The sequence below is a fragment of the Hymenobacter plasmatis genome (assembly GCF_020711255.1).
GTDB lineage: Bacteria > Bacteroidota > Bacteroidia > Cytophagales > Hymenobacteraceae > Hymenobacter.
This window is the reverse complement of sequence record NZ_JAJFAW010000028.1, coordinates 55,960-81,206: the sequence shown is the minus strand read 5'-3', so window position 1 is coordinate 81,206 and position 25,247 is coordinate 55,960. Positions and strand designations below refer to the sequence as shown.

Annotated in this window: 17 protein-coding genes; 10 read left to right on the top strand and 7 right to left on the bottom strand. The window is 61.6% G+C overall.

What is annotated here, in order from left to right; all coding sequences use genetic code 11:
- The first annotated feature begins 373 nt into the window (after window positions 1-373).
- The 7 genes from LJ738_RS18025 to LJ738_RS17995 all read left to right on the top strand — a co-directional run bounded on the left by LJ738_RS18025 (window position 374) and on the right by LJ738_RS17995 (window position 9,344).
- Complete coding sequence (locus tag LJ738_RS18025; RefSeq protein ID WP_227787756.1) at window positions 374-733, top strand: hypothetical protein; 360 nt, start codon at window positions 374-376, stop codon at window positions 731-733.
- Between the two features lie 264 nt (window positions 734-997).
- Window positions 998-1,681 (top strand): response regulator, encoded by a 684-nt coding sequence (locus LJ738_RS18020; RefSeq protein ID WP_227787755.1) that lies wholly within the window; start codon window positions 998-1,000, stop codon window positions 1,679-1,681.
- A gap of 267 nt (window positions 1,682-1,948) precedes the next feature.
- Complete coding sequence (locus LJ738_RS18015) at window positions 1,949-3,181, top strand: oligogalacturonate lyase family protein (protein WP_227787754.1); 1,233 nt, start codon at window positions 1,949-1,951, stop codon at window positions 3,179-3,181.
- A gap of 193 nt (window positions 3,182-3,374) precedes the next feature.
- Window positions 3,375-4,508 carry a glycoside hydrolase family 88/105 protein gene (locus tag LJ738_RS18010; RefSeq protein ID WP_227787753.1) on the top strand — a complete coding sequence of 378 codons (1,134 nt, stop codon included), beginning with the start codon at window positions 3,375-3,377 and terminating at the stop codon, window positions 4,506-4,508.
- 5 nt (window positions 4,509-4,513) lie between these two features.
- A complete protein-coding gene (locus LJ738_RS18005) occupies window positions 4,514-7,372 on the top strand; it encodes a glycosyl hydrolase (protein ID WP_227787752.1) in 2,859 nt (952 codons plus the stop codon).
- An 8-nt stretch (window positions 7,373-7,380) separates the two neighbouring features.
- Complete coding sequence (gene rhaM / locus LJ738_RS18000) at window positions 7,381-7,695, top strand: L-rhamnose mutarotase (protein ID WP_227787751.1); 315 nt, start codon at window positions 7,381-7,383, stop codon at window positions 7,693-7,695.
- Window positions 7,696-7,934: 239 nt separating this feature from the next.
- A complete protein-coding gene (locus LJ738_RS17995) occupies window positions 7,935-9,344 on the top strand; it encodes a glycoside hydrolase family 28 protein (RefSeq protein WP_227787750.1) in 1,410 nt (469 codons plus the stop codon).
- A 207-nt stretch (window positions 9,345-9,551) separates the two neighbouring features.
- Here LJ738_RS17995 and LJ738_RS17990 read toward each other — a convergent pair whose 3' ends face one another.
- The 7 genes from LJ738_RS17990 to LJ738_RS17960 form a co-directional block, all read right to left on the bottom strand.
- Window positions 9,552-10,121 carry a LutC/YkgG family protein gene (locus LJ738_RS17990; protein ID WP_227787749.1) on the bottom strand — a complete coding sequence of 190 codons (570 nt, stop codon included), beginning with the start codon at window positions 10,119-10,121 and terminating at the stop codon, window positions 9,552-9,554.
- Window positions 10,118-11,518 (bottom strand): lactate utilization protein B, encoded by a 1,401-nt coding sequence (locus LJ738_RS17985; RefSeq protein WP_227787748.1) that lies wholly within the window; start codon window positions 11,516-11,518, stop codon window positions 10,118-10,120. The genes LJ738_RS17990 and LJ738_RS17985 overlap by 4 nt, the downstream gene beginning before the upstream one ends.
- Complete coding sequence (locus LJ738_RS17980) at window positions 11,515-12,255, bottom strand: (Fe-S)-binding protein (protein ID WP_227787747.1); 741 nt, start codon at window positions 12,253-12,255, stop codon at window positions 11,515-11,517. The genes LJ738_RS17985 and LJ738_RS17980 overlap by 4 nt, the downstream gene beginning before the upstream one ends.
- 252 nt (window positions 12,256-12,507) lie before the next feature.
- The gene (locus LJ738_RS17975; protein WP_227787746.1) at window positions 12,508-13,881 is read right to left on the bottom strand and encodes an FGGY-family carbohydrate kinase; all 1,374 of its coding nucleotides are present in this window, start codon (window positions 13,879-13,881) and stop codon (window positions 12,508-12,510) included.
- An 8-nt stretch (window positions 13,882-13,889) separates the two neighbouring features.
- Complete coding sequence (locus tag LJ738_RS17970) at window positions 13,890-15,170, bottom strand: sugar isomerase (protein WP_227787745.1); 1,281 nt, start codon at window positions 15,168-15,170, stop codon at window positions 13,890-13,892.
- A 319-nt stretch (window positions 15,171-15,489) separates the two neighbouring features.
- Window positions 15,490-16,500, bottom strand: coding sequence for a GntR family transcriptional regulator (locus LJ738_RS17965; protein ID WP_227787744.1), 1,011 nt, complete (start codon window positions 16,498-16,500; stop codon window positions 15,490-15,492).
- 308 nt (window positions 16,501-16,808) lie between these two features.
- The gene (locus LJ738_RS17960; RefSeq protein ID WP_227787743.1) at window positions 16,809-18,917 is read right to left on the bottom strand and encodes a bifunctional aldolase/short-chain dehydrogenase; all 2,109 of its coding nucleotides are present in this window, start codon (window positions 18,915-18,917) and stop codon (window positions 16,809-16,811) included.
- Between the two features lie 269 nt (window positions 18,918-19,186).
- Between LJ738_RS17960 and rhaT the strand changes: the two genes are divergently transcribed.
- The 3 genes from rhaT to LJ738_RS17945 all read left to right on the top strand — a co-directional run bounded on the left by rhaT (window position 19,187) and on the right by LJ738_RS17945 (window position 25,200).
- The gene (gene rhaT, locus LJ738_RS17955) at window positions 19,187-20,269 is read left to right on the top strand and encodes an L-rhamnose/proton symporter RhaT (protein WP_227787742.1); all 1,083 of its coding nucleotides are present in this window, start codon (window positions 19,187-19,189) and stop codon (window positions 20,267-20,269) included.
- Between the two features lie 267 nt (window positions 20,270-20,536).
- Window positions 20,537-23,650 (top strand): SusC/RagA family TonB-linked outer membrane protein, encoded by a 3,114-nt coding sequence (locus LJ738_RS17950; RefSeq protein WP_227787741.1) that lies wholly within the window; start codon window positions 20,537-20,539, stop codon window positions 23,648-23,650.
- Window positions 23,651-23,682: 32 nt separating this feature from the next.
- Entirely contained in the window at window positions 23,683-25,200 is a 1,518-nt protein-coding gene (locus tag LJ738_RS17945; protein WP_227787740.1) for a RagB/SusD family nutrient uptake outer membrane protein, read from the top strand.
- Window positions 25,201-25,247: the final 47 nt, after the last annotated feature.

Here is a 25,247-nt window from a genome sequence, read left to right as displayed (position 1 = left end):
CTACCACTCGCCCAACCACTTCGAAACCCAACTGCAAACCACGTCCCAATTCTGTCCGTCATAGCTAGACCACCTCAGTGCGCCCGGATAGCAACTGGCGGCTTTTGAACCGATGCCACGGCGGCCAACTCATTCCCAAACATACTCCGCTTCCGCCTTCGCAGCCCTCTCCTGAAAAGCCCGCCCACCTTTTCCGGGTGGGCATCGGGGCCGGCGGCTTGTGTTTACCTCTGCCCGTAGGTTGGAAATCCGTAGTAACCGCAGTCAGAATCAGTATTGTTCAGACAATCAAGCGGAACGGCATCTGCGTATACCGGGTTTAAGAGCCAAGGCCAGCACTCCCAGACTTGGGAGCAGCGCGCCGCTTTTCCATATGCTTACCGTTTATTGCGACCAGTTGCCCAAGAGCTATTTGCTGATTCTGGCCTCTGAGCGGCAGGCCACGGACCCGCGTGCGCTGGCGCGCGCGCTGCACCGGGCCGGGCGCAGCGGCAAGACCAGCGTGTGGGTAGACTGCAGCCTGCTCGCGTTGGCCGATGCCACGCCCGACACGGGCTTGCTGCTGCGGACGTACCACGAGGCTTTCGCTGCGCAGGGCATCGAGATGGTGGTAGCCCACGCCAGCACGGAGCTGCGGCAGTGCCTGGTAGGCTCGCGGTCCAAGCCCGGCCCGGCGCTGGTCGATTCGCTGGTCGACGCTTCGAATTTCAAGTTGCTGCCCGCGCTGGAATAGTGTTGCGCCCGCTGGCGCTTCAGGAGCCGATACTATGGGCAGTGCCCCGCTACAAGTAGCCGGAGTCTCGGCTGGCGCGTGCCGATGGTTGAGCTGGCTAAGCTAGCGACATGCAGAATTTTTGGCTTTAAAATCATTGAAACCGAGTTTGTAAACTACTCGTTGGATGTAATTGTTTAGCTTGTTCTTGTGTCAGTTGTGTCAGGGCTGCTTCGGCGAAGCAGTGCCGGAAATGAGCAACGCTTACCTTCTCGTTTTCTGACCATGATTCGTGTTTTGTTAGTCGACGACCATGCCATTCTGCGCAGCGGCTTGCGGTCTTTGCTGGCCGACCAGCCCGGGCTGGAAGTGGTGGGCGAAGCGGGCCGCGGCGAAGAATTGCTGCAGTTGCTGCCCACCACGCCCGCCGACGTGGTGCTGCTGGACCTGAACATGCCCGGCATGGAAGGCGTCGAAATTATCCGCCAGCTCCGGGCCCACCACCCGGCGGTGCAGGTACTGGTTCTGACCGTGACGGCCGGCGAAGAGCGGGTTATTCAAATGCTCAGCGCCGGCGCCCACGGCTATTTGCTGAAGTCGGCCGGGCTGAAGGAGATGGTGTACGGCATCCGGACGGTGGCCGCGGGCCACACCTTTCTGTGCTCGGAAGTTGGGCTGGCCACGTTGCAAAAGCTGCACGAAGGGGCCGAAACGATGGCCAAACAGCTCGATGGCCTGCCCGTGGCCCATCGGCTCATGCCCGCCGACCCGCCGGTGACGCTTTCCAGGCGCGAGCTGGAAGTATTGCGGCTCGTGGCCGATGGCTTTACCAACCAGGAAATGGCCGACCTGCTGTTTACCAGCAAGCGCACCATCGAAACCCATCGGCAGAACATCATCACCAAAACCGGGGCCAAGAACACCGCTTCGCTCATCCGCTTAGCCATTAGCGAAGGGCTGATTTCGTAGGTTATCGAGTTGGGCTGGTTGGGCCGCTGCGCGTTGGGGTCGGGTTGAGCTAGCCGTTCCGGTTGGGCTAAAAGCAGGAGGCGAAGCCGTGGCTGGGCCACACCGAAGAGTACAGGAGAGTTTGGGATTGAAGGCGCGGTTTCTTGCATGCGTTCTTCCCTCAATGGCTTGCCCGCAAGCTGGAAAAGAGAAGGGCCGCGCACCGGCGCGGAGGCGGCCAAGGCTGCTGGCCCGGGTTGTTCCACACTTGCACTTGCCCGCCCTGCTATGAAAACCCGAATTGGAATTGCAACCATCCTCTGCGGCGGCCTGGCGCTGCTGAGCACCCAGGCGCTGGCCCAGGCCAAACTCGAAACGGGCGGGCAAAAGCCCATGCCGGCGGCCGAATGGATAGACCAGAGCACGGGTCACAAAGTGATGCGCCTCACCCCGCAGGACGGCAGCAACGCCGGCTTTTACTTTCACAACAACCCGTTTCTGAAAGCCAAAGGCAGCGAGGGCGACCTGATGGTGTATTACCACACCGATGCCAAAGGCCACCAGCTGCGCGTGCTCAACCTCAAGACCCGGCAGGCCACGCCCGTGACCCGCTACTTTGCCCAAGTGCACGGCGAGATTGTGGCGCCCCGGCACCGGGAGGTGTTTTACCAAACCCGCGACACGGTGTACGCCACCAACGTCGACACCCGGAAAACGCGGCTGGTGTACGTATTTGCCAAGGACTACCCGGCCAGCATCACCTCGCTCAACGCCGATGAAACCGTGCTAGCAGGCTCCATGGCCGGGCAGGAAGCGCGCGACATCCTGAGGAAGTACCCGGCAAAGTCCGACTTTTTCAACCGCATCTACGATGCCCACGTGGAGCACGCGCTATTCACGATAAACACGAAGACCCGGCAGCTACAGGAAATCTACAAGGAGAATACCTGGCTCGGCCACGTGCAGTTTTCGCCCACCGACCCCAATTTGCTGATGTATTGCCACGAAGGCCCCTGGGGCAAGGTGGACCGCATCTGGCACATCAACATCAAAACCAAAGCCGTGCGGCTGATGCACAAGCGCACGGTAGACGGCGAGATTGCCGGCCACGAGTTCTTCAGCCCCGATGGCCAAACCATCTGGTTTGATTTGCAGAAGCCCCGCAGCGTGACCTTTTATCTGGCCGGGGCCAACGTGAAAACTGGCCAGGAAAAGCTCTACCAAATGGACCGCAACGAATGGTCCATTCACTTCAATATTTCGCCCGACCAGAAGCTCTTTGCCGGCGACGGCGGCGACGCCGGCCAGGTGGCTAAAGCCCCCGACGGCATGTGGATTAACCTGTTTCGGCCCGAAGGCAACAAGTTCCGGGCCGAGCGGCTCGTGAACATGCAGCACCACGGCTACAAGCTGGAGCCCAACATCCACTTCACGCCCGATGGCAAATGGCTGGTTTTTAGGGCCAATTTTGAAGGCGAAGAGCAGGTGTACGCCGTGGAAATTGCGAAAGCGGCTTCCTAAGTAAAACGTCATGCAGAGGGCATTTACCTGTCATGCAGAGCGCAGCGAAGCATCTCATCACGCTTGAATGAGTCGTGCTGACGTGATAAGATGCTTCGCAGGCTCAGCATGACAAACGATTATTGCTTACCTACGCGAGACGTTGCGCTCGGCCTGACTAGCAAAAGCCAAGTTTGGAAGACACAATTACTATATGCTAAATCCCACCCTGAAAGCCTGCCTTTGTGCCTTGTTGCTGCTTGTGCTGCAGCCGGCCCAGGCGCAGAAGTTGGCCAAGAAAAAGGCCGTGCTGAAAGCCATGACCCGGACCAACGACTACTTCATGAAGAAGTGGCCCGATACCGGCAAGGAAATCGTGACGAACAAGGCCCGCCCCAGCCACATCTGGACGCGCGGCGTGTACTACGAAGGCCTGATGGCCCTCTACCAGACCGATAAGCAAAAGCGCTACTACGACTACGCCGTGGACTGGGGCGAAAAGCACCAGTGGGGCATCCGCAACGGCGTGACCAACCGCAACGCCGACGACCAGTGCGCCGGCCAGACCTACCTGGAGCTGTACCAGATAGACCCCAGGCCCGAGCGCCTGCGCGACATCAAGGCCAGCGTGGACGCCATGGTGAGCAGCGACAAGGTGGACGACTGGAACTGGATTGATGCCCTGCAAATGGCCATGCCTGTGTTTGCCAAGCTGGGCGTGCTGACCAAGGACACGGCCTACTACGGCAAGATGTACCGCATCTACAACTACTCCAAAACCAAGCACGGCACCAACGGCCTCTACAACCCGCAGGACAAACTCTGGTGGCGCGACAAGGACTTTGTGCCCCCATATAAAGAGCCCAACGGCGAAGACTGCTACTGGAGCCGCGGCAACGGCTGGGTGGTAGCGGCCATGGTGCGCGTGCTCGACGTGATGCCCAAAGACGCCCCGCACCGCGCCGAATACGAGCAAATGTACCTGGCCATGATGCAGGCGCTGCCCCCGCTGCAGCGCCCCGACGGCTTCTGGAACGTGAGCCTGCACGACCCCACGCACTTCGGCGGCAAGGAAATGACCGGTACGGCGCTGTTTGTGTACGGCATGGCCTGGGGCCTCAACAACGGCCTGCTCGACCGCCAGCAGTACGAGCCCATCATCGCCAAAGCCTGGAAAGGCATGGTGACCGACTGCATCCACAAAGACGGTTTCCTGGGCTACGTGCAGGGCACCGGCAAGGAGCCCAAAGACAGCCAGCCCGTGAGCTACACCAACAAACCCGACTTTGAAGACTACGGCCTGGGCTGCTTCCTGCTGGCGGGCAGCGAGGTATACAAGCTGAAATAACTACTATGAAACGACTCCTTCCTTCGCTTTTCCTCGCGGCCCTGGCATCGCTCAGCCTTCCGGCTGGGGCCCAGGCCCCCAAATGGCCGGCCATCACCCAGCAAACCAAGCCCTGGACGCGCTGGTGGTGGGAGGGCAGCGCCGTAAACAAAGCCGACCTCACCCACCTGCTCACCCAGTACCAGCAGGCGGGGCTGGGCGGCATGGAAATCACGACCATCTACGGCGTGAAGGGAGCCGAAAGCCAGTTCATCGATTTCCTTTCGCCAAAGTGGATGGACATGCTCACGCACACCCTCACGGAAGCCAACCGCCTGGGGCTGGGCATCGACATGGCGCAGGCCTCGGGCTGGCCCTTTGGCGGGCCGTGGGTGGCGCCGGTAGATGCGTCGAAGTACGTGGCGTACAGCACCTACTCGGTGAAAGGCGGCGAAAGCCTGACGGAGCCGGTCAGCTTCATGCAAAAGCCCATTGCCAATGCCGTGGGGCACAAGGTGGACCTCAAGCAGCTCTCGGACCCCGTGGCCACCAATAAAAACCTGCAAACCCTGGCGCTGGACCAGGTGCGCTTCGAAAAGCCGCTGCCGCTGCAAACGCTGATGGCCTATTCGGACAAAGGCCAGACGCTGGACCTGACCAGCAAAGTGGGCGCCGATGGAAAATTGAGCTGGACGGCGCCGGCCGGCACCTGGACGCTGTACGCCCTTTTCCAGGGCTGGCACGGCAAGCAGGTGGAGCGGGCCGGCCCCGGCGGCGAGGGCGACGTCATTGACCACCTCTCCAAAACCGCCACCGACCATTACCTGGCGTATTTCGACAAGGCCTTCAAAGGCTACGACGTGAAGCCCATCCGGGCGTTTTTCAACGACTCGTACGAGGTAGACGATGCCCAGGGCGAGGCCAACTGGACGCCGCTGATGTTTGCGGAGTTTCAGAAGCGGCGCGGCTACGACTTGCGCCAGCACCTGCCGGCGCTGTTCAACAAAGCCGCCGAGGACGAAAACCAGCGCGTGCTCACCGACTACCGCGAAACGATTTCGGAACTGCTGCTCGAAAACTACACCAAAACCTGGGGCACCTGGGCCAAAACCCACGACGCGCTGATTCGCAACCAGGCCCACGGCTCACCGGCCAACATCCTGGATTTGTACGCCGCCACCGACATCCCCGAAACGGAAGGGGAGGACCTCACGCGCATCAAGTTTGCGTCGTCGGCCGCGCACGTTACGGGCAAGCCGCTCACGTCGGCCGAAACGGCAACCTGGGAGAATGACCATTTCCTAAGCAAGCTCAGCGACGTGAAAAAGGCCGTCGACCGCATGCTGCTGGGCGGCGTCAACCACGTGTTTTACCACGGCACTGCCTATTCGCCGCAGGCGGCCAAGTGGCCGGGCTGGCTGTTTTACGCCGCCGTGGAGTTCAACCCCCAAAACCCGTTCTGGACGGATTTCGGCAAGCTGAACCAGTACGCCGCCCGCTGCCAGTCGTTTTTGCAAGCCGGCCAGCCCAGCAACGACGTGCTGCTGTACCTGCCCATTTCCGACGCCTATACGCGGCCCGGCAAGGTGCTGCTCCAGCACTTCGATGGCATCGAGCACGGCTTTAAAGGCATGCCCATCGAAGCTACCAGCGAAATGCTGCTGGCCAAAGGCTACGGCTACGACTTCATCTCCGACAAGCAGGTGCAGCAGGTGGTAAACGCCGGCAAGGGCCTGACTACCAGCGGCGGCGCCACCTACCAAACCCTGCTGGTGCCCGAGGCCCATCTCATGCCGCTGCCCACGCTGCAGCAGCTGCTGAAGTTGGCCCAGAACGGCGCCACCATCGTGCTGCAAAGCCAGGCGCCCGACGACGTTCCCGGCCTGGGCAGCTTGGCCACCCGTCGCGCCGCCTTCAAAAAGCTGCTGGCTCAGCTCAACTTCGCGGCCACTAAGCAAGCCGGCGTGCAGCAAGCCACCGTGGGCAAAGGGCGGGTGCTCCTGGGCAAAGACGTGAGCCAGCTGCTGGCCCAAGCCGGCGTGAAGCGCGAAACCCTCGTAGACAACGGCCTGCAGTTTATGCGTCGCAGCCACGCCAAAGGCCATTATTACTTCCTGGCCAACTGGGGCGAGAAGGCCATAAAAGGCTGGGTGCCGCTGCACACAGCCGCCAAGTCGGCGGCCCTCTACAACCCCATGACCGAGCAAACCGGCATGGCCTCGGTGCGCACCTCGGCCCAGGGCACGCCCGAAGTGTACCTGCAGCTGGCGCCCGGCGAAACCTGCATCCTGGATACCAACGAAGGCGCCGTAACGGGCCCCGCCTATGCCTACCTGACCCCCGCCGCCGCGGCCCAGCCCCTCACCGGCCCCTGGGACCTGGCCTTCCTTTCGGGTGGTCCGGAGCTGCCGGCCCGCCTGCAAACCCGGGAGCTGGCCTCGTGGACCACGCTGGCCGGCGAGGCGGGCAAGAAGTTCTCCGGCACAGCCACCTACACCACCACGTTTGCCATTCCCCAGGGCACTGCCGATGGCTGGCTGCTCGACCTGGGCCGCGTGGCCCAAAGCGCCCGCGTGCTGGTGAACGGCCAGCCCATGGGCACGCTCATTGGGCCGGTCTACCAGGTGTTCCTGCCCAAGTCCCGGCTGCGGCCCACCAATACGCTGACCGTGACGGTGAGCAACCTCATGGCCAACCGCATTGCCGACCTGGACCGCAACCACGTGGACTGGAAGATTTTCTACAACACCAACATGCCCGCCAAGCTCAAAGAAAACCGCGGCGCCGATGGCCTCTTCACGGCCGAAAAGTGGGAGCCCCTGGAGTCGGGCTTGCTGGGCCCCGTCACCCTCACGCCCGCTTCCCTGGGAGCGCCGGTTCAATAAGTACTGCCATGGATAAAGTAGCCTTCACCATGAAGCTCAAGCCCGGCGTGGCCGCCGAATACCAGCGCCGCCACACCGAAATCTGGCCCGAGCTCACCGCTGCGTTGCAGCAGGCGGGCATCCGCGATTATTCCATTTATCTCGACGTCGCCAGCGGGACCCTGTTTGCGGTGCAGAAGCGGGAAGTGGGCCACACCACGGCCGCCTTGCCGGCCACCGCTATTATGCAGCGCTGGTGGGCCTACATGGCCGATTTGATGGAAACCAACCCCGACCATTCGCCGGTGGTGCAGCCGCTGGAATGCGTGTTTCACATGGACTAAAAAGCCGGCCTTCCCACTCGTTGGGCAGGAATGAAAAAGTCTTTCGCCATAACAGGAGGGTGCGGGAAGGTTTGAGCTAGAGGGGAAGCCAGCTTTGTGTAGTGAGTGAGAAATACAACCTGACTGATGCGTAGCAGGATGGAAAAAAGATTGGGTGGGAGTCCTCTTTCATCTGTTTCTGCCGCGCATCATGTCAGTGTTGTCACTCTCCCTGCTTTCCGACTTAGCCTCCCGACTATATGAACCTGCTTCTTACGCTGCTTATTTCCCTGTTTGCGTGGCTGAACCCGGCGCCCGCCGACACCTCGCCCGAGTGGACCAAGCAGGTAGGCGCCAAGTCCCTGCCGACTGGAAAAACCATTTTCTCGGCCTCGAAATACGGCGCCGTGGCCGATGGCAAAACCCTCGCCACGCAGGCCATCCAAAAAACCATTGACGCCGCAGCCAAAAAGGGCGGCATCGTGACGCTGGCCCCCGGCCAGTACCTCACCGGCTCGCTGTTCCTGAAAAAAGGCGTGACGCTGCGCCTCGATAAGGGCGTGACCCTGCTCGGCAGCCAGGACCTGAAAGACTACCCCGAAATCCAGACCCGCGTGGCCGGCATCGAGATGAAGTGGCCCGCCGCCCTGCTCAACGTGCTCGACCAGGACAACGTGGCCATCACCGGCGAAGGCACCATCGACGGCCAGGGCAAAGTGTTCTGGGACAAGTACTGGGCCATGCGCAAGGAATATGACCCCAAGGGCCTGCGCTGGATTATCGACTACGACGCCAAGCGGCCGCGCGCCCTGCTCGTGTCCAACGCCTCCAACGTTACCATTAAGAACATCACCCTGCAACGTTCGGGCTTCTGGACGGTGCACGTGCTCTACTCCAAGAATGTGACCGTGGAAGGCATCGTGGTGCGCAACAACCTCGGCGGCCACGGCCCCAGCACCGACGGCATCGACATCGACTCGAGCAGCTACGTGCTGATTCAAAAGTGCGACATTGACTGCAACGACGACAACTTCTGCCTGAAAGCCGGCCGCGACGCCGACGGCCTGCGCGTGAACCGCCCCTGCGAGTACGTCCTCATCCAGGACTGCGTGGCCGGCGCCGGCGACGGCCTTTTCACCTGCGGCTCCGAAACCTCGGGCGGCATCCGCCACATCATTGCCCGCCGCCTCAAGGCCAAGGGCACCAAAACCGGCATCCGCATCAAGTCGGCCCTCACCCGCGGCGGCACGGTGGAAGACGTCTGGGTCGACGACATTGAAATGGCCGATGTGGGCTTCGGCATCATCATGACCATGAACTGGAACCCCGCCTACAGCTATTCTACGCTGCCCGCCGGCTACACCCAGGAAACCCTGCCCGCCCACTGGAAAGCCATGCTGACCAAAGTGGAGCCAGCCGAAAAAGGCATGCCCCACTTCCGCAATGTGCATATCAGCAACGTGCGGGTGACGAACGCCAAAACCGCCATCTCGGCCGAAGGCCAGCCCAATTCCCTGCTCGAAGGTATCACCCTCGACAACATCACCATGACCGCCGCCACCGCCGGTGGCATCAGCTACGCCACCGGCTGGACCATCAAAAACGTGAACATCACCGCCCAGGACCAGGAGCCCGTGGCCGTGCAAAACAGCCAGAACATCAAGTTTTAGATTTTTTTGTGAACCCCAAAGCCAAAGAAGCGGCCTCCATTGGGGGCCGCTTCTTTTTTGCCCGAACAAGCTGAGCGAGGGTCGAACATCGTGCTCTAGGTAGAAGCGCAGTCCTCTCGTCGTTGAACGATACCCACGCGGCGCGGACGCCGAGACGCCAAGTGTGGCGTCTCTACAATGTTCTGACGGCAGTGGGCGTGAGGTGGTTTAGTACAGCAACACCACCAGGCTGCGGGCGCCGTGGGCGCCAATGACCAGCGACTGCTCAATATCCGCCGTCTTGGACGGGCCGGCCACGAACGTGCCGTAGCCGCCCGTGCCGGGCAGTTGGGCGTAGGCCTGGTGCATGGTGGCCACGATGCGCCGGTGGTCGAGCACCAGCGCCAGGTGCTGGGTGATGGTGGGCAGCGCCCGGTGCAGCATGTTGGCTTCGGGCAGCCAGATGGCACCATTCTCGGCCACGCCGATTTCGCCCGTCAACACCGCCAGGTCAATGTCGGCGAGCACCTCGGTGGGCGTGCCGGCATCCACCGGCACAGTGCCCGCGAACAGGGGAGAGGCCGTATTACGCGCCTCCGGAAACAGCTGCTGGAGCGTCGAGCCCAACTGGCCCAAGCCGTCGAGCCACACCACGGTGCCGCCGATGCCGGCCAGCACGGCGCTGAACCGCTCGGCCGTGGCCTCGCCGCCGAAATCGGGCACGGTGGGCAGCAGCGTTTCGGCCGGCTTGTTGGCCTGGGCCGCCAGGAGGATGCGGGTGCGGGAAGCGCTGCTCATGCCGGTACTTGCGGTTGCGGGGGCTGCGGAACGGGTTTCGGCTGCTGCTGGTACCACTCGCGGAAGCTTTGCTGGGGCGGCTCGGGCAACTCGCGGGCCACGGCCCAGGCGTTGAAGGAGGCCGCGTGCGTGAGGCCGTGGGGCAGAAAGCGCAGGGCCTTGCGCGCAAACTGCCCGCTCAGGCCGTACACGCGGGCGCTGGCCAGCAGGCGGCCCATGAACTTCATGCTCCACTTCTTGGAAGCAGGAATTTCGTTGGCTTCGCCCAGCACCTGCCGCCACTTGTAGAGCTGGGTGTGGATGTCGATTTTCACCGGGCACACGTCGGTGCACGAGCCGCAGAGCGTGCTGGCAAACGGCAGCGAGGCGTGCTTTTTCATGTCGATGTTGGGCGACAGGATGGCGCCAATCGGGCCCGGCACGGTGAAGTCGTAGCTGTGGCCGCCGCTGCGCCGGTACACCGGGCAGGTGTTCATGCAGGCCCCGCAGCGGATGCATTTGAGCGAAGCTCGGAAATCGGGCCGGCCCAGCTGCTGCGTGCGGCCATTGTCCACAATGACAACGTGCATTTCCTTGCCCGCCACCGGCTGGGTGAAGTGCGAGGTGTAGGTCGTCACCGGCTGGCCGGTGGCGCTGCGGGCCAGCAGCCGCGTGAACACGCCCAGGTCGGTGAGCCGCGGAATCAGCTTCTCGATGCCCATGCAGGCGATGTGCACTTGCGCCAGGTTCACGCCCAAATCGGCGTTGCCCTCGTTGGTGCACACGACCACGCCGCCGGTTTCGGCCACCGCGAAGTTGACGCCCGAGATGGCCACCTGCCCGGCCAGGAACTTGGCCCGCAGGTGCTGGCGGGCGGCCTCGGTGAGGCGCTGCGGGTCGCTTTCGCCTTTTTCGGTGCCCAAATGAAGGTGGAACGTGTCGCCCACGTCTTCCTTTTTCAGGTGAATGGCGGGCAGCACGATGTGGCTGGGCGCTTCCTCCCGAAACTGAATGATGCGCTCGCCCAAATCCGTGTCCACCACCTCAATGCCGTGCTGGAGGAGGTAGGGGTTCAGGTGGCATTCCTCGGTGAGCATCGACTTGCTTTTGACGATGCGCGTGGCGCCCTGCTGCCGGATGATGGCGAGGATGATGGCGTTGTGCTCGGCAGCATCGGCGGCCCAGTGCACGTGCACGCCGTTGGCCTGCGCGGCGGCCTCAAACTCCTGCAAGTACCGGTCGAGCCGGCTCAGGGTGTGGTCTTTGATTTGGGACGCCAGCTCGCGCAGCGCCTGGAACTCGGGCACGGCGTACACGGCGCGGTCGCGCTTTTCGCGCACAAACCACAGGGTTTCGTCGTGCCAGGTGGTGCGGTCGGCATCGAGCAAAAACTGGTCGGCGCGGAGGGCGTGGCTCATGGCGTAAGTCCGTTAAGAATTTCGGCGGCGTGCATCACCCTCATGGGCAGCTGGGCCCGGCGCACAATGCCCTCCAGGTGCATCAGGCACGACATGTCGCTGCCGGTGAGCACCTGCGTGCCGTTGCGCACGTGGTCGGCCACGCGGTCCTGGCCCATGCGGGCCGAAATACCGGCTTCCGACACGCAGAAGGTGCCGCCGAAGCCGCAGCATTCGTCGTTGCGGTTCAGGTGGGTCAGCTCAATTCCATCGAGGGAGGCCAGCAGGCGGCGCAGCTGCCCGTCGCGCACCGGCGTCAGCTCCGATTCGTTGGCCTGGTGCAGGCCGCGCTGGCCGTGGCAGCTCAGGTGCAGGCCCACTTTGTGGGGGAAGGCGCCGGGCAGGGTTTCCACCTGCAGCACGGTGCTGATGAAGTCAATCAGGTCGTAGGCCGCGCCGCGCACGTGCTGCACCTCGGCGGTTTGCTCGAGCTTATCAAAGTGCTTGCGCACGTGGTACACGCAGCTGCCCGAGGGGGCCACCACGTAGTCGTAGTCCTGAAAGGTGCGAACGAAGTGCTTGTAAATGGGCAGGGCGTCGCGCTCGCAGCCGCTGTTGGCCAGGGGCTGGCCGCAGCAGGTTTGTTGGGCCGGGAAGTATGCCGGCACGCCCAGCTTTTCGAGCAGCTGCAGCGTGGCCACGCCTACCTGGGGGTAGAACTGGTCGATGTAGCACGGGACGAATAGGGCGACTTTCATTCTGGTTTTATAGCGGATTGAACCTAGTACACAATGCTTAATGGAACGTCATGCTGAGCGCAGCATCTTTACCTCAGTACTATGCCCGTCGTCTGTCATGCTGACGAAGGAAGCATCTTATCAGGTTAGCTCAATTCGTTCAATCGTGAGAAGATGCTTCCTTCGTCAGCATGACAAATGGCGTCAGTATGGCAAGTGGCGCGACCGAGATGCTGTGCTCAGCATGACGTTCTTGGTATTTAGCTCAACATCTCAAACTGTTCGGTCCTGCGCCGTCACCAGCGGCAAATCATCCTCATCGGTGAAAAGCGGGTGCGTTTTCTTCAGTGCCTCGCCCTGCTCCAGGTGCACCAGGGCGCCCAAAGCGGTGGCCTGCGGAACTTCCAGCGTGCGGATTTCGGCCTTCGGGAAGTTCCAGCTCAACGTTTGCATAAACAGCGGGTTGCGGGCAAAGCCACCGTCGACGAAGATGGTTTTTTCGCCCTGCCACACCAAGTGGATGGATTCGAGTAGAATGGCAATCAGCCCGTGCATGAGGTGCTGGTAGGCATCGGAGGCGGTGCGGAAGCCGGAGAGGTCCCACTCGCCGGCCGGCTGGTCGGGGAAGGGGCCGGTGCCGGCCATGCAGGCAGGCTTAAAGTCGGCCGACGTCTCGTCGTAGGGCCGGGCCAGCACGATGGAGCGGTAAAAATCCGGCTTCACGTGGAAGTGGGCGGCAATGCGCTCTACCTGGAAGTCGTGCTCGCGGCCCAGGAACACGCGGGCGGCCCGGGTGGCTTCGCCGCGCGGCGTCATAAAGCTCAGGCAGTCGCGGTGCAGCAGCTCGGGGGTGAGGGGCTGGCTGTTGAACGGGTTGATGGTGACCGACCACGTGCCCGTGGACACCAGCACGAAGGGCTCGTCGTTTTCGGCCAGGTAGGGCATCACGGCGGCGGTGCTATCGTGCATGCCTACGCCCACCATAATGCCATCGACCACTGAGGCGATGGAGTCGCGAGTGAGGGGCGCCAGCTTCTCGTCGATGCCCTCGCGGCGCACCCAGTCATGGTACTGGTTGCGCTTGTAGTCCCAGAGCGCGGTGTGGCAGCCCACGGACGTGTAGTCGCTGAATTTCTCGCCCGAAATCAGGTAGGAGAGGTAGTTGGGCAGGTGCAGCGAGGTATGAATCTTGGCGTACTGCTCGGGCTTGGCGTACTTGAGCCAGTACAGCTGCAGGCCGGAATTGAGCATGCCCAGCCGCGGCGAGCAGGTGTCGGCCGCAAAGTCTTCGGGCGACTGGCCCAGCTCGGCGTAGAATTTCTCCTCGATTTCGGCCGGCAGCGGCTTGAGGTAGTTGTAGAGCGGCAGCATGGGCTGGCCGTCGGCCCCAAGGTGCACAAAGCTGGCGCCGTAGGCCGTGAAATTCACGCCCTTCACCGTGTAGTGCTCATGCGTGCGCAGCTGCCGCCAGTGGTCGAGAACCCACTCCGTGAGCCGGGGCAAGTGGTCGCACACAAAGCCGTCGTCGTCGAGCACGTCGGTGCACACGTGCTGCTCCTCGTCAATTATCTGCTGGTCCTCGTCGAAAAGAATCAGCTTCTTATTGGTCTTGCCAATGTCGAACACCGCATAAACCGACTTTTTCATGGCCTTTTTCATAACCCGGTAGAGACGCTGTGCTTGCCACGCTGGCGAATGAGTTGCTCGCGCACACCCTCGGCGCGGTAAGCCCCGATGGGGTTCAGGGCGCCGCCGCTGCGGCGGTAGGCTTCGGCCACCAGAGGGCGCACGTCGGTGAGGAAGGCGTCGCGCAGGATTTCCTCGGCGCGCACCACGTCGTTGGCTTCCTGGGCCTCGTTGAGGGCGTCGCGGTCCACGAGTAGGGCCTTGGCGTAGGCCGAGAGGATGTTCTCGACCGATTGCAACAGGTCTTCCAGCGGGTCTTTTACGTTGTGGCTGGCGTCAATCATGTACGCCACGGCTTCGGCCGGCACCGATTTGTCGACGGCGCTGTCCACCAGCTCGTTGAAAATCAGGAACAGCTGGAAAGGCTTGATGCTGCCTGTGGTCAGGTCGTCGTCGCCGTACATCGAGCCGTTGAAGTGGAAACCGCCGAGGCGGCCGAACTGCCGCAGGCGGCCCACTATCTGCTCGATGTTGGTGTTGGGCAGGTGGTGACCCAGGTCCACGAGCACCTGCGCGTTCTGACCAATGGCTTGGCACAGCGCCAGCGAAGTGCCCCAGTCCGGAATCACCATCGAGTAGAAGTTGGGCTCGTAGGGCTTGTACTCCACCAGCATGGTCCAGTCCGAAGGCATGGCCTCGTAGATGGCCGCCAATGACTCCTGCGTGCGCAGGAACGCGCGCCGCAAGTGCTGCTGGCCGGGGAAGTTGGAGCCGTCGGCCAGCCACACGGTCAGGGTCCGGGCGTCGAGCTGGCGGCCGTAGCGCACGCAGTCGATGTTGTGCTGAATGGCCTGCTCGCGTACGGCCTTGTCGGTGTTGCTCAGCGAGCCGAACTTGTAGGAGTGCGGCTGGTCTTTCTGGTCCTGGAAGGTGTTGGAGTTGACCGAGTCAATCACCAGGCCTTCCTCTTTCAGGAGCTGCTGCAGGCCCGGGATGTCCTGCGGAATGTCCCAGGGAATGTGCAGCGAAATGGAATTCGACGAGCGGTTGAGGCTTTGCAGAATGCCCACGTCGCTGATTTTTTGTTCCAGTGTGCTCGGCTCGCCGCCCAGCGCGAAGCGGCCGAAGCGGGTGCCGCCCGTGCCCAGCGCCCAGCTCGGAATGGCCACCTGAAAATCCATCAGTTTTTGCACCACCCCGGGCAGGTCTACCTGGCGCAGGCGCGGCGAATCGGCGAGGTGCTGGAACTGCAGCTGGTGCTCGGCGAGCAGCGGCTGGTTGAGGTCGGCAAGGCGTTGGTCAGAGAACATGCGCGTTGGGGTGGGATTTGTGAATAAATACCCGCTTGGGAAGAGCAAATTACCCGTACTCCCTGGCCCTAACTCTTCTGGGCTCTCCTGTTTGCCAGGAAAAGTTTGAAAGCTGCAAATAGAACGTCATGCAGAGCGCAGCATCTCGCTCGTGGTAGTGCCCAATCGGCTGTCATGCAGAGCGGAGCGAAGCATCTTATCACGGCTCAACGACTAGCTCAGGCGTGATAAGATGCTTCGCTCCGCTCTGCATGACAAATAGTGCGAGCAAGTTGATGCGCGGCGCTAGGTACGAGCCTCGAAAGCTTCGCTAGCTCTTCTACAGCGACCCGCGCCGAATGGTGTAAAACGGGTTCTTTACTTTCACCCGCTGCTTCTCCAGCAGCAGGTTCGCTGCAGTTTGCCCCATGGCCTCGAAGTCGGTGGTAATCACCGTCATGTTCAGCAGCTCTTTGAGCGGGGTTTCATTGAAGGAAATGATGCCCACTTCGCGGCCCAGCAGGTAGCTGGTCTGGCGGATTTTTTTCACCAGCTCCACTAGGTCGGTTTCGCGGATTACCACGTAGGCCGTGCCGGCCTGCACCACTTCGTTCATGGCGTTTTCCACCACCGAAAATTCCTTATTGCGCATCAGGCAGAAGGAGCGGAAGCCCCACGGCAATTCCTCCGGGTGGTTGGCGTCAGAGGGCAGCACCAGCACCAGGCGGGTGTATTTTTCCAGCAGGTCCTCGGCCTTTTCCAGGGCTGTGAAAATGTCCTTGTCGAAGTCCTGAAATACGCGCAGGCAATCGTGCTTGAGCTCCGGAATGTCCTTGTCGAGCAGCACCAGCTCCTGGCTCGGAATGGTGTTCAGAATGGCGTGGTACAGCGACTTATCGGTGTCGAGGGTGAAGTGCGGCATCACCACGTAGTAGTTGTACTTGCCGAGGTTCTTCTCGATGATTTCCTGAAACAGGTTCACGTTGTAGTGGTGAATCTGCAGGTCTACCGTGGCGCGGTCGCCGAGGGTTTCCAGAAAAGCGTAGTAGATAATCTTTTTGTAGGAGCTCAGCTTATTGAACACCAGCAGGATTTTCAGCTTCGAGGTGTCGTTGCTTTCCACGTAGTAGCCCTTGCCCTGCACCGAGGTGATGAAGCCCCGCTCGCGCAGTTCACGGTAGGCTTTTTCCACGGTGTCGCGCGCCAGGTAGTGTTCCACGCTTAGCTCACTTATGCTCGGGAGGTGGTCACCGTTTTTCAGCACACCGCGCTCAATATCCATGATGACCGACTGCACAATCTGCTTGTACTTCGGCGTTTTATCAAGGGGCTTTAGTTGTAACTGATACATGCCGGCGGCGGTGGGCAAACCATGCGAGTGCGTGGCGCTAGACTTCGGAGAAACACCAGTCTAAACACTCGGAATTCAATCGCATGAGATAAAGGTGAGAAAGGAGGCTGCCCCAAATGTAGCTTTTTTGGCGATGCGAAAAGCACTTCCGGAACAGAGTTGTTGGCATTAAATAAAATAGAACGTCATGCCGCGCGAAGCGAAGCATCCCGCGTGCAGCAGTAATCCAATCGAAAGGGATACTACCACAGGCGCGATGCCTCGCTCCGCGCGGCATGACGTTCTAATAAGCGGGCAACGGCCGGTGCTTAGCGGACGAAGGCCATGGCCACGCCGCCGTCGACGTTGAGCACGTTGCCGGTGCTCTTGCTCAGCGAGCCGTCCACGAAGACGCGCACGGCCTTGGCGATGTCCTCGGCCAGCAATTCTTCGCCCAGCAGCGTGCGCTTGGCGTAGTGCTGGGGCAGCTCTTCCACCGAGATGCCGTAGGCCTTGGCCCGGCCGGCGGCCCAGTCGCCTTCCCAGATTTTGCTGCCGCGCAGCACGGCGTCGGGGTTGACGGTGTTCACGCGAATCTTGTCGCCGCCGAGCTCGGCGGCCAGCAGGCGCGACATGTGCAGCTGGGCGGCTTTGGCCGTGCCGTAGGCCACGTTGTTGGGCCCGGCCACCAGGCCGTTTTTGCTGGCAATGTTCACGATGTCGCCGCCCAGGCCTTGCTGGCGCAGGATGCGCACGGCCTCCTGGCTCACCAGGAACTGGCCTTTGACGAGCACGTCGTTGAGGATATCCCAGTCGGCTTGCGTGGTCTCGGCCAAGGGCTTGCTGATGCTCAGGCCGGCGCAGTTGACGATGATGTCGACGCCGCCGAACTGCAGGATGCTCTGGCGCAGGGATTCGGCGATGCTCTCGGCATCGGTCACGTTGATGGCCGCCGTCAGGGCGCTGTCCTTGCCATACTTCTTGCGCAGCTCGTCCTGGGTTTCTTCCAGTCGGTCGCGGTCCACTGCCACCACGCAGGCGCCGAACTTGAGCAGCTCTTCGCAAATGGCTTTGCCGATGCCGCCGGTGCCGCCGGTCACGTAGGCCACCTTGCCGGAGAGGGCCTTGGGCGGGGCCATGCGCTGGAGCTTGGCTTCTTCGAGCAGCCAGTACTCGATGTTGAACGCTTCCTGCTCGGGCAGGCCCTGGTAGGTGCTCACCGCCTCGGCGCCCTTCATCACGTTGATGGCGTTGGTGTAGAACTCGGCCGCCACGCGCGCCGTCTGCTTGTCTTTCGAGAAGGAGAACAGGCCCACGCCGGGCCAGAGGATGATGACGGGGTTGGCGTCGCGGATGGCCGGCGAGTTGGCGTGCTTGCTGCGCTCGTAGTAAGCCGCGTAGTCCTTGCGGTACGCCTCAAACTGCGCTTCCAGGTACGTCTTCACGCTGGCCGCATCGGCGAGCATGGCCTCGGGGTCGAGCACGAGCGGGCGGATTTTGGTGCGCAGGAAGTGGTCGGGGCAGCTGGTGCCTTTGGCGGCCAGGCGCGGCAGGTCGTTCGAGTTCACGAACTCCAAGACGCGGGCGTCGTCGGTGTAGTGGCCCAGCATGCGGCGCTGGCTGCTGGCCAGCCCGCGCAGCACCGGCATCACGGCCGCGGCGGCCTGGCGGCGGCCGGCGGCATCCAGCGTCTGCTCCAGTTTCACGCCGCCGAACACGGGGCCTTTCTGGCCGTAGTGGGCTTCGAGGTAGGTGGCGGCTTGCTCAATGACTTCGAGCGTGTTGAGGTAGGACTCGTAGCTGGTGTTGCCCCAGGTGAACAAGCCGTGGCCGCCGAGGATGACACCGCGCAGGCCGGGGTTGTCGGCCACAATCTTCTCCAGCTGCAGGCCCAGGTCGAAGCCCGGCTTCTGCCACGGGAGCCAGCCCATGGTGTCGCCCCAGATTTCTTTCATAATCTGCTCGCCGTCCTGGCTCGCCGCAATGGCAATCAGCGCGTCAGGGTGCAGGTGGTCGATGTGCTTGAAGGGCAGCAGGCCGTGCAGCGGGGTGTCGATGCTGGGCGTGGCGCACTTGGGGTCGAAGAGGCAGTACTCGAACAGGCCCACCATTTCGTCCTCGTGTTCGAGGCCGCGGTAGCGGTTCTTGAGCTGGTGCAGTTTCTCCACATACAGGTTGGCGCAGCCGGCTCTGGTGAGCGTGCCGATGTCGCCGCCCGAGCCTTTCACCCACATCACTTCGGCGGGCTGGCCGGTCACGGGGTCGGTGGCGGTGATTTTGCAGCTGGTGTTGCCGCCGGCGTAGTTCGTCAGGCGCAGGTCGGCGCCGAGCAGGTTGGAGCGGTACAGGAACAGGGCGACTTCGTCGCCGGCCAGCTCCAGTGCCTTGGCCTCGTCCCAGAGGTAGCTGACGTGTTGGAAAGTGAGCGTTTTTTCCATGATAGTGCTTCTGTTTCGTTGACCAGAAAACGGGATAGGGTTGCTTTTCTACAAAGGTGCCCGGGCGGGGCGGGGGTAACCTCCTGCACTCTCCTGCTCGCTCATAAAAAAGATGTTAGATGTTAAGAAAGGAGATAGTAGAAATCAGCTCAACTGAAAAAGGAATGCCCGCCGGCTGCCGCATTTGGCTTTACTTCACGGTCAGGAGAGCACAGGAGGGTTTGCGCTCGGCAACCCGGCAGCTTTGTCTAAAACCTTACCCTATAACTATGGCTGTCATTTGGGGAGTAATCCTTCACGCGCTGGGCGGCTTTGCCTCCGGCAGTTTTTACCTGCCTTATAAGAAGGTCAACGGCTGGGCCTGGGAAAGCTACTGGCTGGTGGGCGGCATTGTGTCGTGGGTATTTGCGCCCATCATCATGGGCTCGCTCACGGTGCACAACCTGTTTGGGGTGCTGGCCCAGGCCGACCACTCGACCTTGCTCTGGACCTATATATGGGGCGTGCTCTGGGGCTTCGGCGGGCTCACCTTTGGGTTGGCCATGCGCTACCTGGGCTTGTCGTTGGGCATGGCCGTCACGCTGGGGCTGTGCGCAGTATTCGGCACGGTGGTGCCGCCACTGTGGCTGGGTACTTTCCCGGAGCTGATTCACTCGGCCTCGGGGCAGGTGATTATGATGGGACTGGTGGTGTGCGTGATGGGCATTGTGGTGTGCGGCCTGGCCGGCTTTATGAAGGAAAGGTCGCTCACCGACGCGCAAAAGCAGGAAACCATTGCCGAGTTTTCGCTGCGCAAGGGCGTGCTGGTGGCTGTGTTCTCGGGCATCATGAGTGCCTGCTTCTCCTTTGGCCTCACGGCTGGCCAGCCCATTGCCGAAATCGCCAAACACTCCGGCACCAGCGAACTGTTTGCCAACAACGCCATTCTGGTTATCATCCTGCTCGGCGGCCTCACCACCAACGCGGTGTGGTGCATTTACCTCAACATCAAAAACAAGACCTACACCGACTACCTCAATCCGTCGGCCCCGGCTTTGCGCAATGTCATTTTCTGCGCGCTGGCCGGCACCACCTGGTACTTCCAGTTCTTCTTCTACGGCATGGGCGACAGCCAGATGGGTGCCTACCGCTTCTCGGGCTGGACGCTGCACATGGCCTTCATTATCGCCTTCAGCAGCTTCTGGGGCCTGTACCTGCACGAGTGGCGCGGGGCCAACAAGCTCACCATGCGCACCGTGTCGCTGGGCATTCTGGCGGTGGTGCTGTCTACGGTGATTGTGGGCTATGGCAACTACCTGGGCTCCGAGAAGCCCGAGAAGGAAGCCTCTGCCTCGGTGAGTGCCCGCGAATAGCTCAATATTCAGCGCATAGCCTTCCATGATAAACAGCGCGGCCCCCGTCCATCGACGGGGGCCGTGTTTTTTTGCTGCCGGCTGCCGGCAGATACAACCAGCCAGCTGTAATAAATATGAAAAATTAGTATAGAAACTGGAGAATACAGGAGAGGACAGGTGAGTGTACACAAACGATTGCAATAGTTTTGATGGCTGGGTAAAAGACGCCTAGCTGATGACTCCGCTTTGACTGTACACTTTTTAAAACCGCCAACTTATTTCTCTATGAACAAGCTCTACAGATTGGCTTGCTTGCTCCTGTTGCTGCTCGCTGGCTATGCGCCGGGGGCGTTGGCGCAGAGCCGCAGCGTGAGCGGCAAGGTTACCACTGCCGACACCAAAGAAGCCCTGCCCGGCGTGACCGTGCTGCTGAAGGGCACTACCAACGGCACCGGCACTGGTCCCGATGGCACCTACACCCTGCAGGTACCGAACGAAGGCGGGACCCTGGTGTTCTCCTTCGTGGGCTATGCCTCGCAGGAAGTGCCCATTGCGGGCCAGTCCACCATCAGCCCCGCCCTGACCGTTGACAGCAAGGGCCTCGACGAAGTAGTGGTAGTGGGCTACGGCACGCAGAAAGCCGGCAATGTGACCGGCGCCATCACCGGCGTTACGGCCAAGGAAATCGAGGAACGGCCGGTCAACCGCATCGAAAACGCGCTGGTGGGCCAGATGCCCGGCGTGTACGTGCAAACGCCATCCGGCGAGCCGGGCGCCGAGCTGCAGATTCGGGTGCGGGGCGCGGCCTCTATTAATGCCTCGAACGAGCCGCTGTACGTGGTGGACGGCGTGCCCGTGGATAACCTCCGCGGCATCAACCCCACCGACGTGGCCAATATTGAAGTGCTGAAGGATGCGGCTTCGGCGGCCATCTACGGCTCGCGCGGCTCCAACGGCGTGGTGCTCGTGACCACCAAGCGCGGCAAGAAGGGCGCGGCCAAGCTCAATTTTTCGGGCTTTACGGGCATTCAGAAGGTGGAAAGCAAGCTCGACGTACAGTCGCCCGAAGAGTGGATTCAGATGCGCAAAGAAGGCATCGACGAGGACTGGGTGAAGCAAAATCCGCTCAACCGCCCCGAGGACTCCCGGGCCACGCGCCTGCAGCGCCTGACCGTGAACGGCGTGCCGCCGAGCACCACCAACATCATTCGCTACACCTACGACCCCAAGTGGGCCTATGGCCAGGACAGCCTGGCGTACACCGACTGGCAGAATGCGCTGTTCCGCAAGGCCAAGATGCAGCAGTACACGGTGGGCGTGTCGGGCGGTACCGACAACGTGAACTACAACATCAACGGCTCCTACCTCGACCAGGACGGCGTGATTGTGGGCACCAACCTAAAGCGCGCCACACTGCGGGCCAACTTCGATGCCCAGATTAAGAAAGGCATCAAGTTGTTTATGACCCTGGCCCCCAGCATGGAATGGGCCAGCCTGGGCCGTGTAGACGGCACCGGCGGGCAGGCCCTGAACGCCGCCCAAATGCCCCCTGTGGGCCCCAAAGACGCCGGCAACTACGTGGGTGCTCAGCCCTACCGCACCTACAACTATTCGGGCAACTACATCAGCCCGGTGGCGGTGCTGGAGCGCAGCCAGGTGCAGGGCACCCGCACCCGCCTCAACGCCAACATGGGCCTGAACCTGGACCTCTACAAGGGACTGCAGCTGCAACTGCTGGGCGCTATGGACAACGGCTACTACCAGGACCAGCAGTTTTACCCCACCAGCACCGACCGCAACTGGTTCAACGCCAGCAACGAGGGCGCGCTGAGCCGCTCGCGCTACTACCAGACCTTCAACACGCGCTACCTCTTCCAGAGCGTGCTGAACTACACCCGCTCGTTTGGCAGCCACAACCTGAGCGCCATTGCGGGCTACTCCGTCGAGCGCACCCAGGAAGACCGGTCGCAGCAGGAAAATACCCAGCTGCCCAACGACTGGACCTACCTGTTTGACCGCGCCAACTCCACCACCGGCCAGAACAACATTGCCGTGCCGGTGAAGGACATGCTATTGTCGTACTTCACCCGCGCCCAATACGACTACAAGCAGAAGTACCTGGTGTCGGCCAGCTTGCGGCGCGACGGCTCCTCGAAGTTCGGCAACAGCCGGCCGTTTGGCTACTTCCCAGCCGTGTCGGTGGGCTGGCGCGTGTCGGGCGAGGATTTTATGCAGGGCATATCGGTTATCAGCGACCTGAAATTCCGGGCCAGCTGGGGCATTACCGGCAACAACCGCATTCCCAGCAACTCGCAGTTTGCCACCCTAGGCGTGAACAACTACCCCCTGGGCACGGGCACGCCCACCACCGGCTACAGCCCCGCCAACTTCCAGAACGACGTGTTGGGCTGGGAACAGACCGCCAGCTTTAACTACGGGGTGGATTTCGGGGTGCTCGACAACCGCCTACAGGTATCGGCCGACTACTACATCAAAAACACCTCCGACCTGCTCTACACCGTGCCGGTGTCGTCCATCACCGGCTTCACCAAAAGCCTGCAAAACATCGGCGATGTGCGCAACGTGGGTGTGGAGCTGGGCCTGAACTCGCGCAACCTCGTGGGTGCGTTCCAGTGGAACACTTCCTTTAATACCTCTTACAACGACAACAAAGTGGTGCGCCTGGGCACCGACAACACGCCCGTACCCGGCGGCTTCACCAACCTGACCAGCCTGCTGCAAGTGGGCGTGCCCATCAACTCCTTCTACCTCTACGACGCCATCGGCGTGTACAAGACCCAGGCCGAGGTAGACGCCGGCCCCAAAATGTCGGGCACCAAGGTGGGCGACAGCAAATACCGCGACGTGAACGGCGACGGCGTCATCACCAACGACGACCGCACCATCATTGGCAACCCCCAGCCCAAGTTTATTTTCGGCGTAACCAACAACTTCCGCTACAAAGGCTTCGACCTGAACGTGCTGGTAAACGCCCAGCAGGGCGGCGATTTGTACTCGCTCATCGGCCGCTCCATCGACCGGCCGGGCATGGGCTACCTCTACAACCACGCCTCGAACTGGAACAACCGCTGGAAGTCGGAAGCCAACCCCGGCGACGGCATGACGCCGGCCATCGGCGCCACCACCGGCGCCTACTTTGACTCGCGCTGGCTGTACAGCTCCGACTACATCCGCATCAAGAACATCACCCTGGGCTACACCCTGCCCAAGCAGCGCTTCTACAGCGGGGCCCGCGTGTATTTCGCGCTTGAAAACGCCTACATCTGGCACAGCTACACCGGCGGCTTCTCGCCCGAGGCGCTGCAAACCGGGGGCTACGACAACGGCAGCTACCCGCAGGCCCGCACCTACACGTTCGGCTTCAACCTGTCGATATAATCGCCTCCCACTCCCTTTAAACCGATATTTCGATGAACGCACTCAAACTTCTGGCGTGCTCCGCCGCACTGGGACTGGGCACGCTGCTGGCATCTTCCTGCAGCGAAAAAGAACTCTACATTCCGCCCGTGGCCAACAACACGGCCGACGAGTTCTACAAGGACGAAGCACAGGTAAACCAGGGCGTAATTGCTATTTACAACGGCGCCCTCTCGTTTCCGCAAAGCTCGAACTGGAACATGTCGGAGTTTCGCTCCGATAACATCAACGCGCAGGTGCAGACGGTGCAGCGCGATTTCAGCGACATCAGCAACTTCACGGCTACCTCGCAGCTCGGCCAGCTTCAGGCTACCTGGACCGACTTGTTTGAAGTGGTGTACCGCTCGAACATTTTGCTCGAGAAAATCCAGCCCTTCTCCTTTGCCCGCGTCAACCAGTTCAAGGGCGAAGCGCGGTTCATGCGCGCCTACGCCTACTTCGACCTGGTGCGCTACTGGGGTCCGGTGCCCATTGCCGACCACGTGCTGGGCATTGAGGAGTCGAAGACGGTGCCGCGCGCACCCATTGCCGACGTGTATAAGCTCATCGTTGACGACCTGACCTTTGCCGCCGCCAACCTGCCGGCCTCCTACGGTACCACCGACAAGGGCCGCGCCACCAAATGGGCCGCCAAGGCCATGCTGGCCCGCGTGTACCTCACCATGTACGGCTACCCGCTGCGCCAGACCAGCGCCCTGCCGCTGGCCAAGCAGCAGCTGATGGATGTGTACGCCGCCGCCGGCCCCACCACGTTCTCGATGGCCGCCAACTTCGCCGACCTGTTCAAAACCGTGAACGACAACAAGTACGCGGTGTTTGAAATCCAGTACGCCTCGGGCGGCGTGGGCCTGGGCAGCACCATTCCGTGGGACCAGGGCAGCGTGTTCCCGTCGTGGTGGTCGCCCTTCGCGCCCAGCCAGACCGACATCACGCCCAGCCCCGACTTCCTGGGCCGCAACTGGTCCCTCAAGGATTTGCGCCGCAAAGCCACGCTCGACACCGTGTATGTGAACCCGACTACCAACGCCATCACCGTGACCCGAGCGCAGTACACCAAGTTCCTGGAAAAAGGCACCACCGCTCCGCAGAACAACCGCGACTACTCCAACAACTTTCCCATCATCCGCTTCGAGGACGTGATGCTGATGTATGCCGAGGTGCTGACCGAAGAAAGCGGTTCGGTGCCGCCGCTGGCCCTGACGCTGGTAAACCAGATTCGGACCCGCTCGGGCATCCCGGCCTACACGGCCACCTCGCCCGAAGCAGCTTCCAAAACCGCCTTCCTGGACGCCATCCAGAAGGAGCGGAAGTACGAGTTTGCCGCCGAAGGCCTGCGCTGGTTTGACCTGGTACGCACCGGCCGCGCCATCTCGGTGATGACGGCCTACAAGCGCCTTACCACCCCGGCCACCGCCCGCCAGCTCGACGAGCATGACCTGCTCTTCCCCATTCCCTTGCTGGAGCTGCGCATCAACCCCGGCTTCTGGCAGCAGAACCCCGGCTACAACTAGCCTGAATAATTCAAAAACGGCGGGCTCCAACCCGCCGTTTTTTTTGC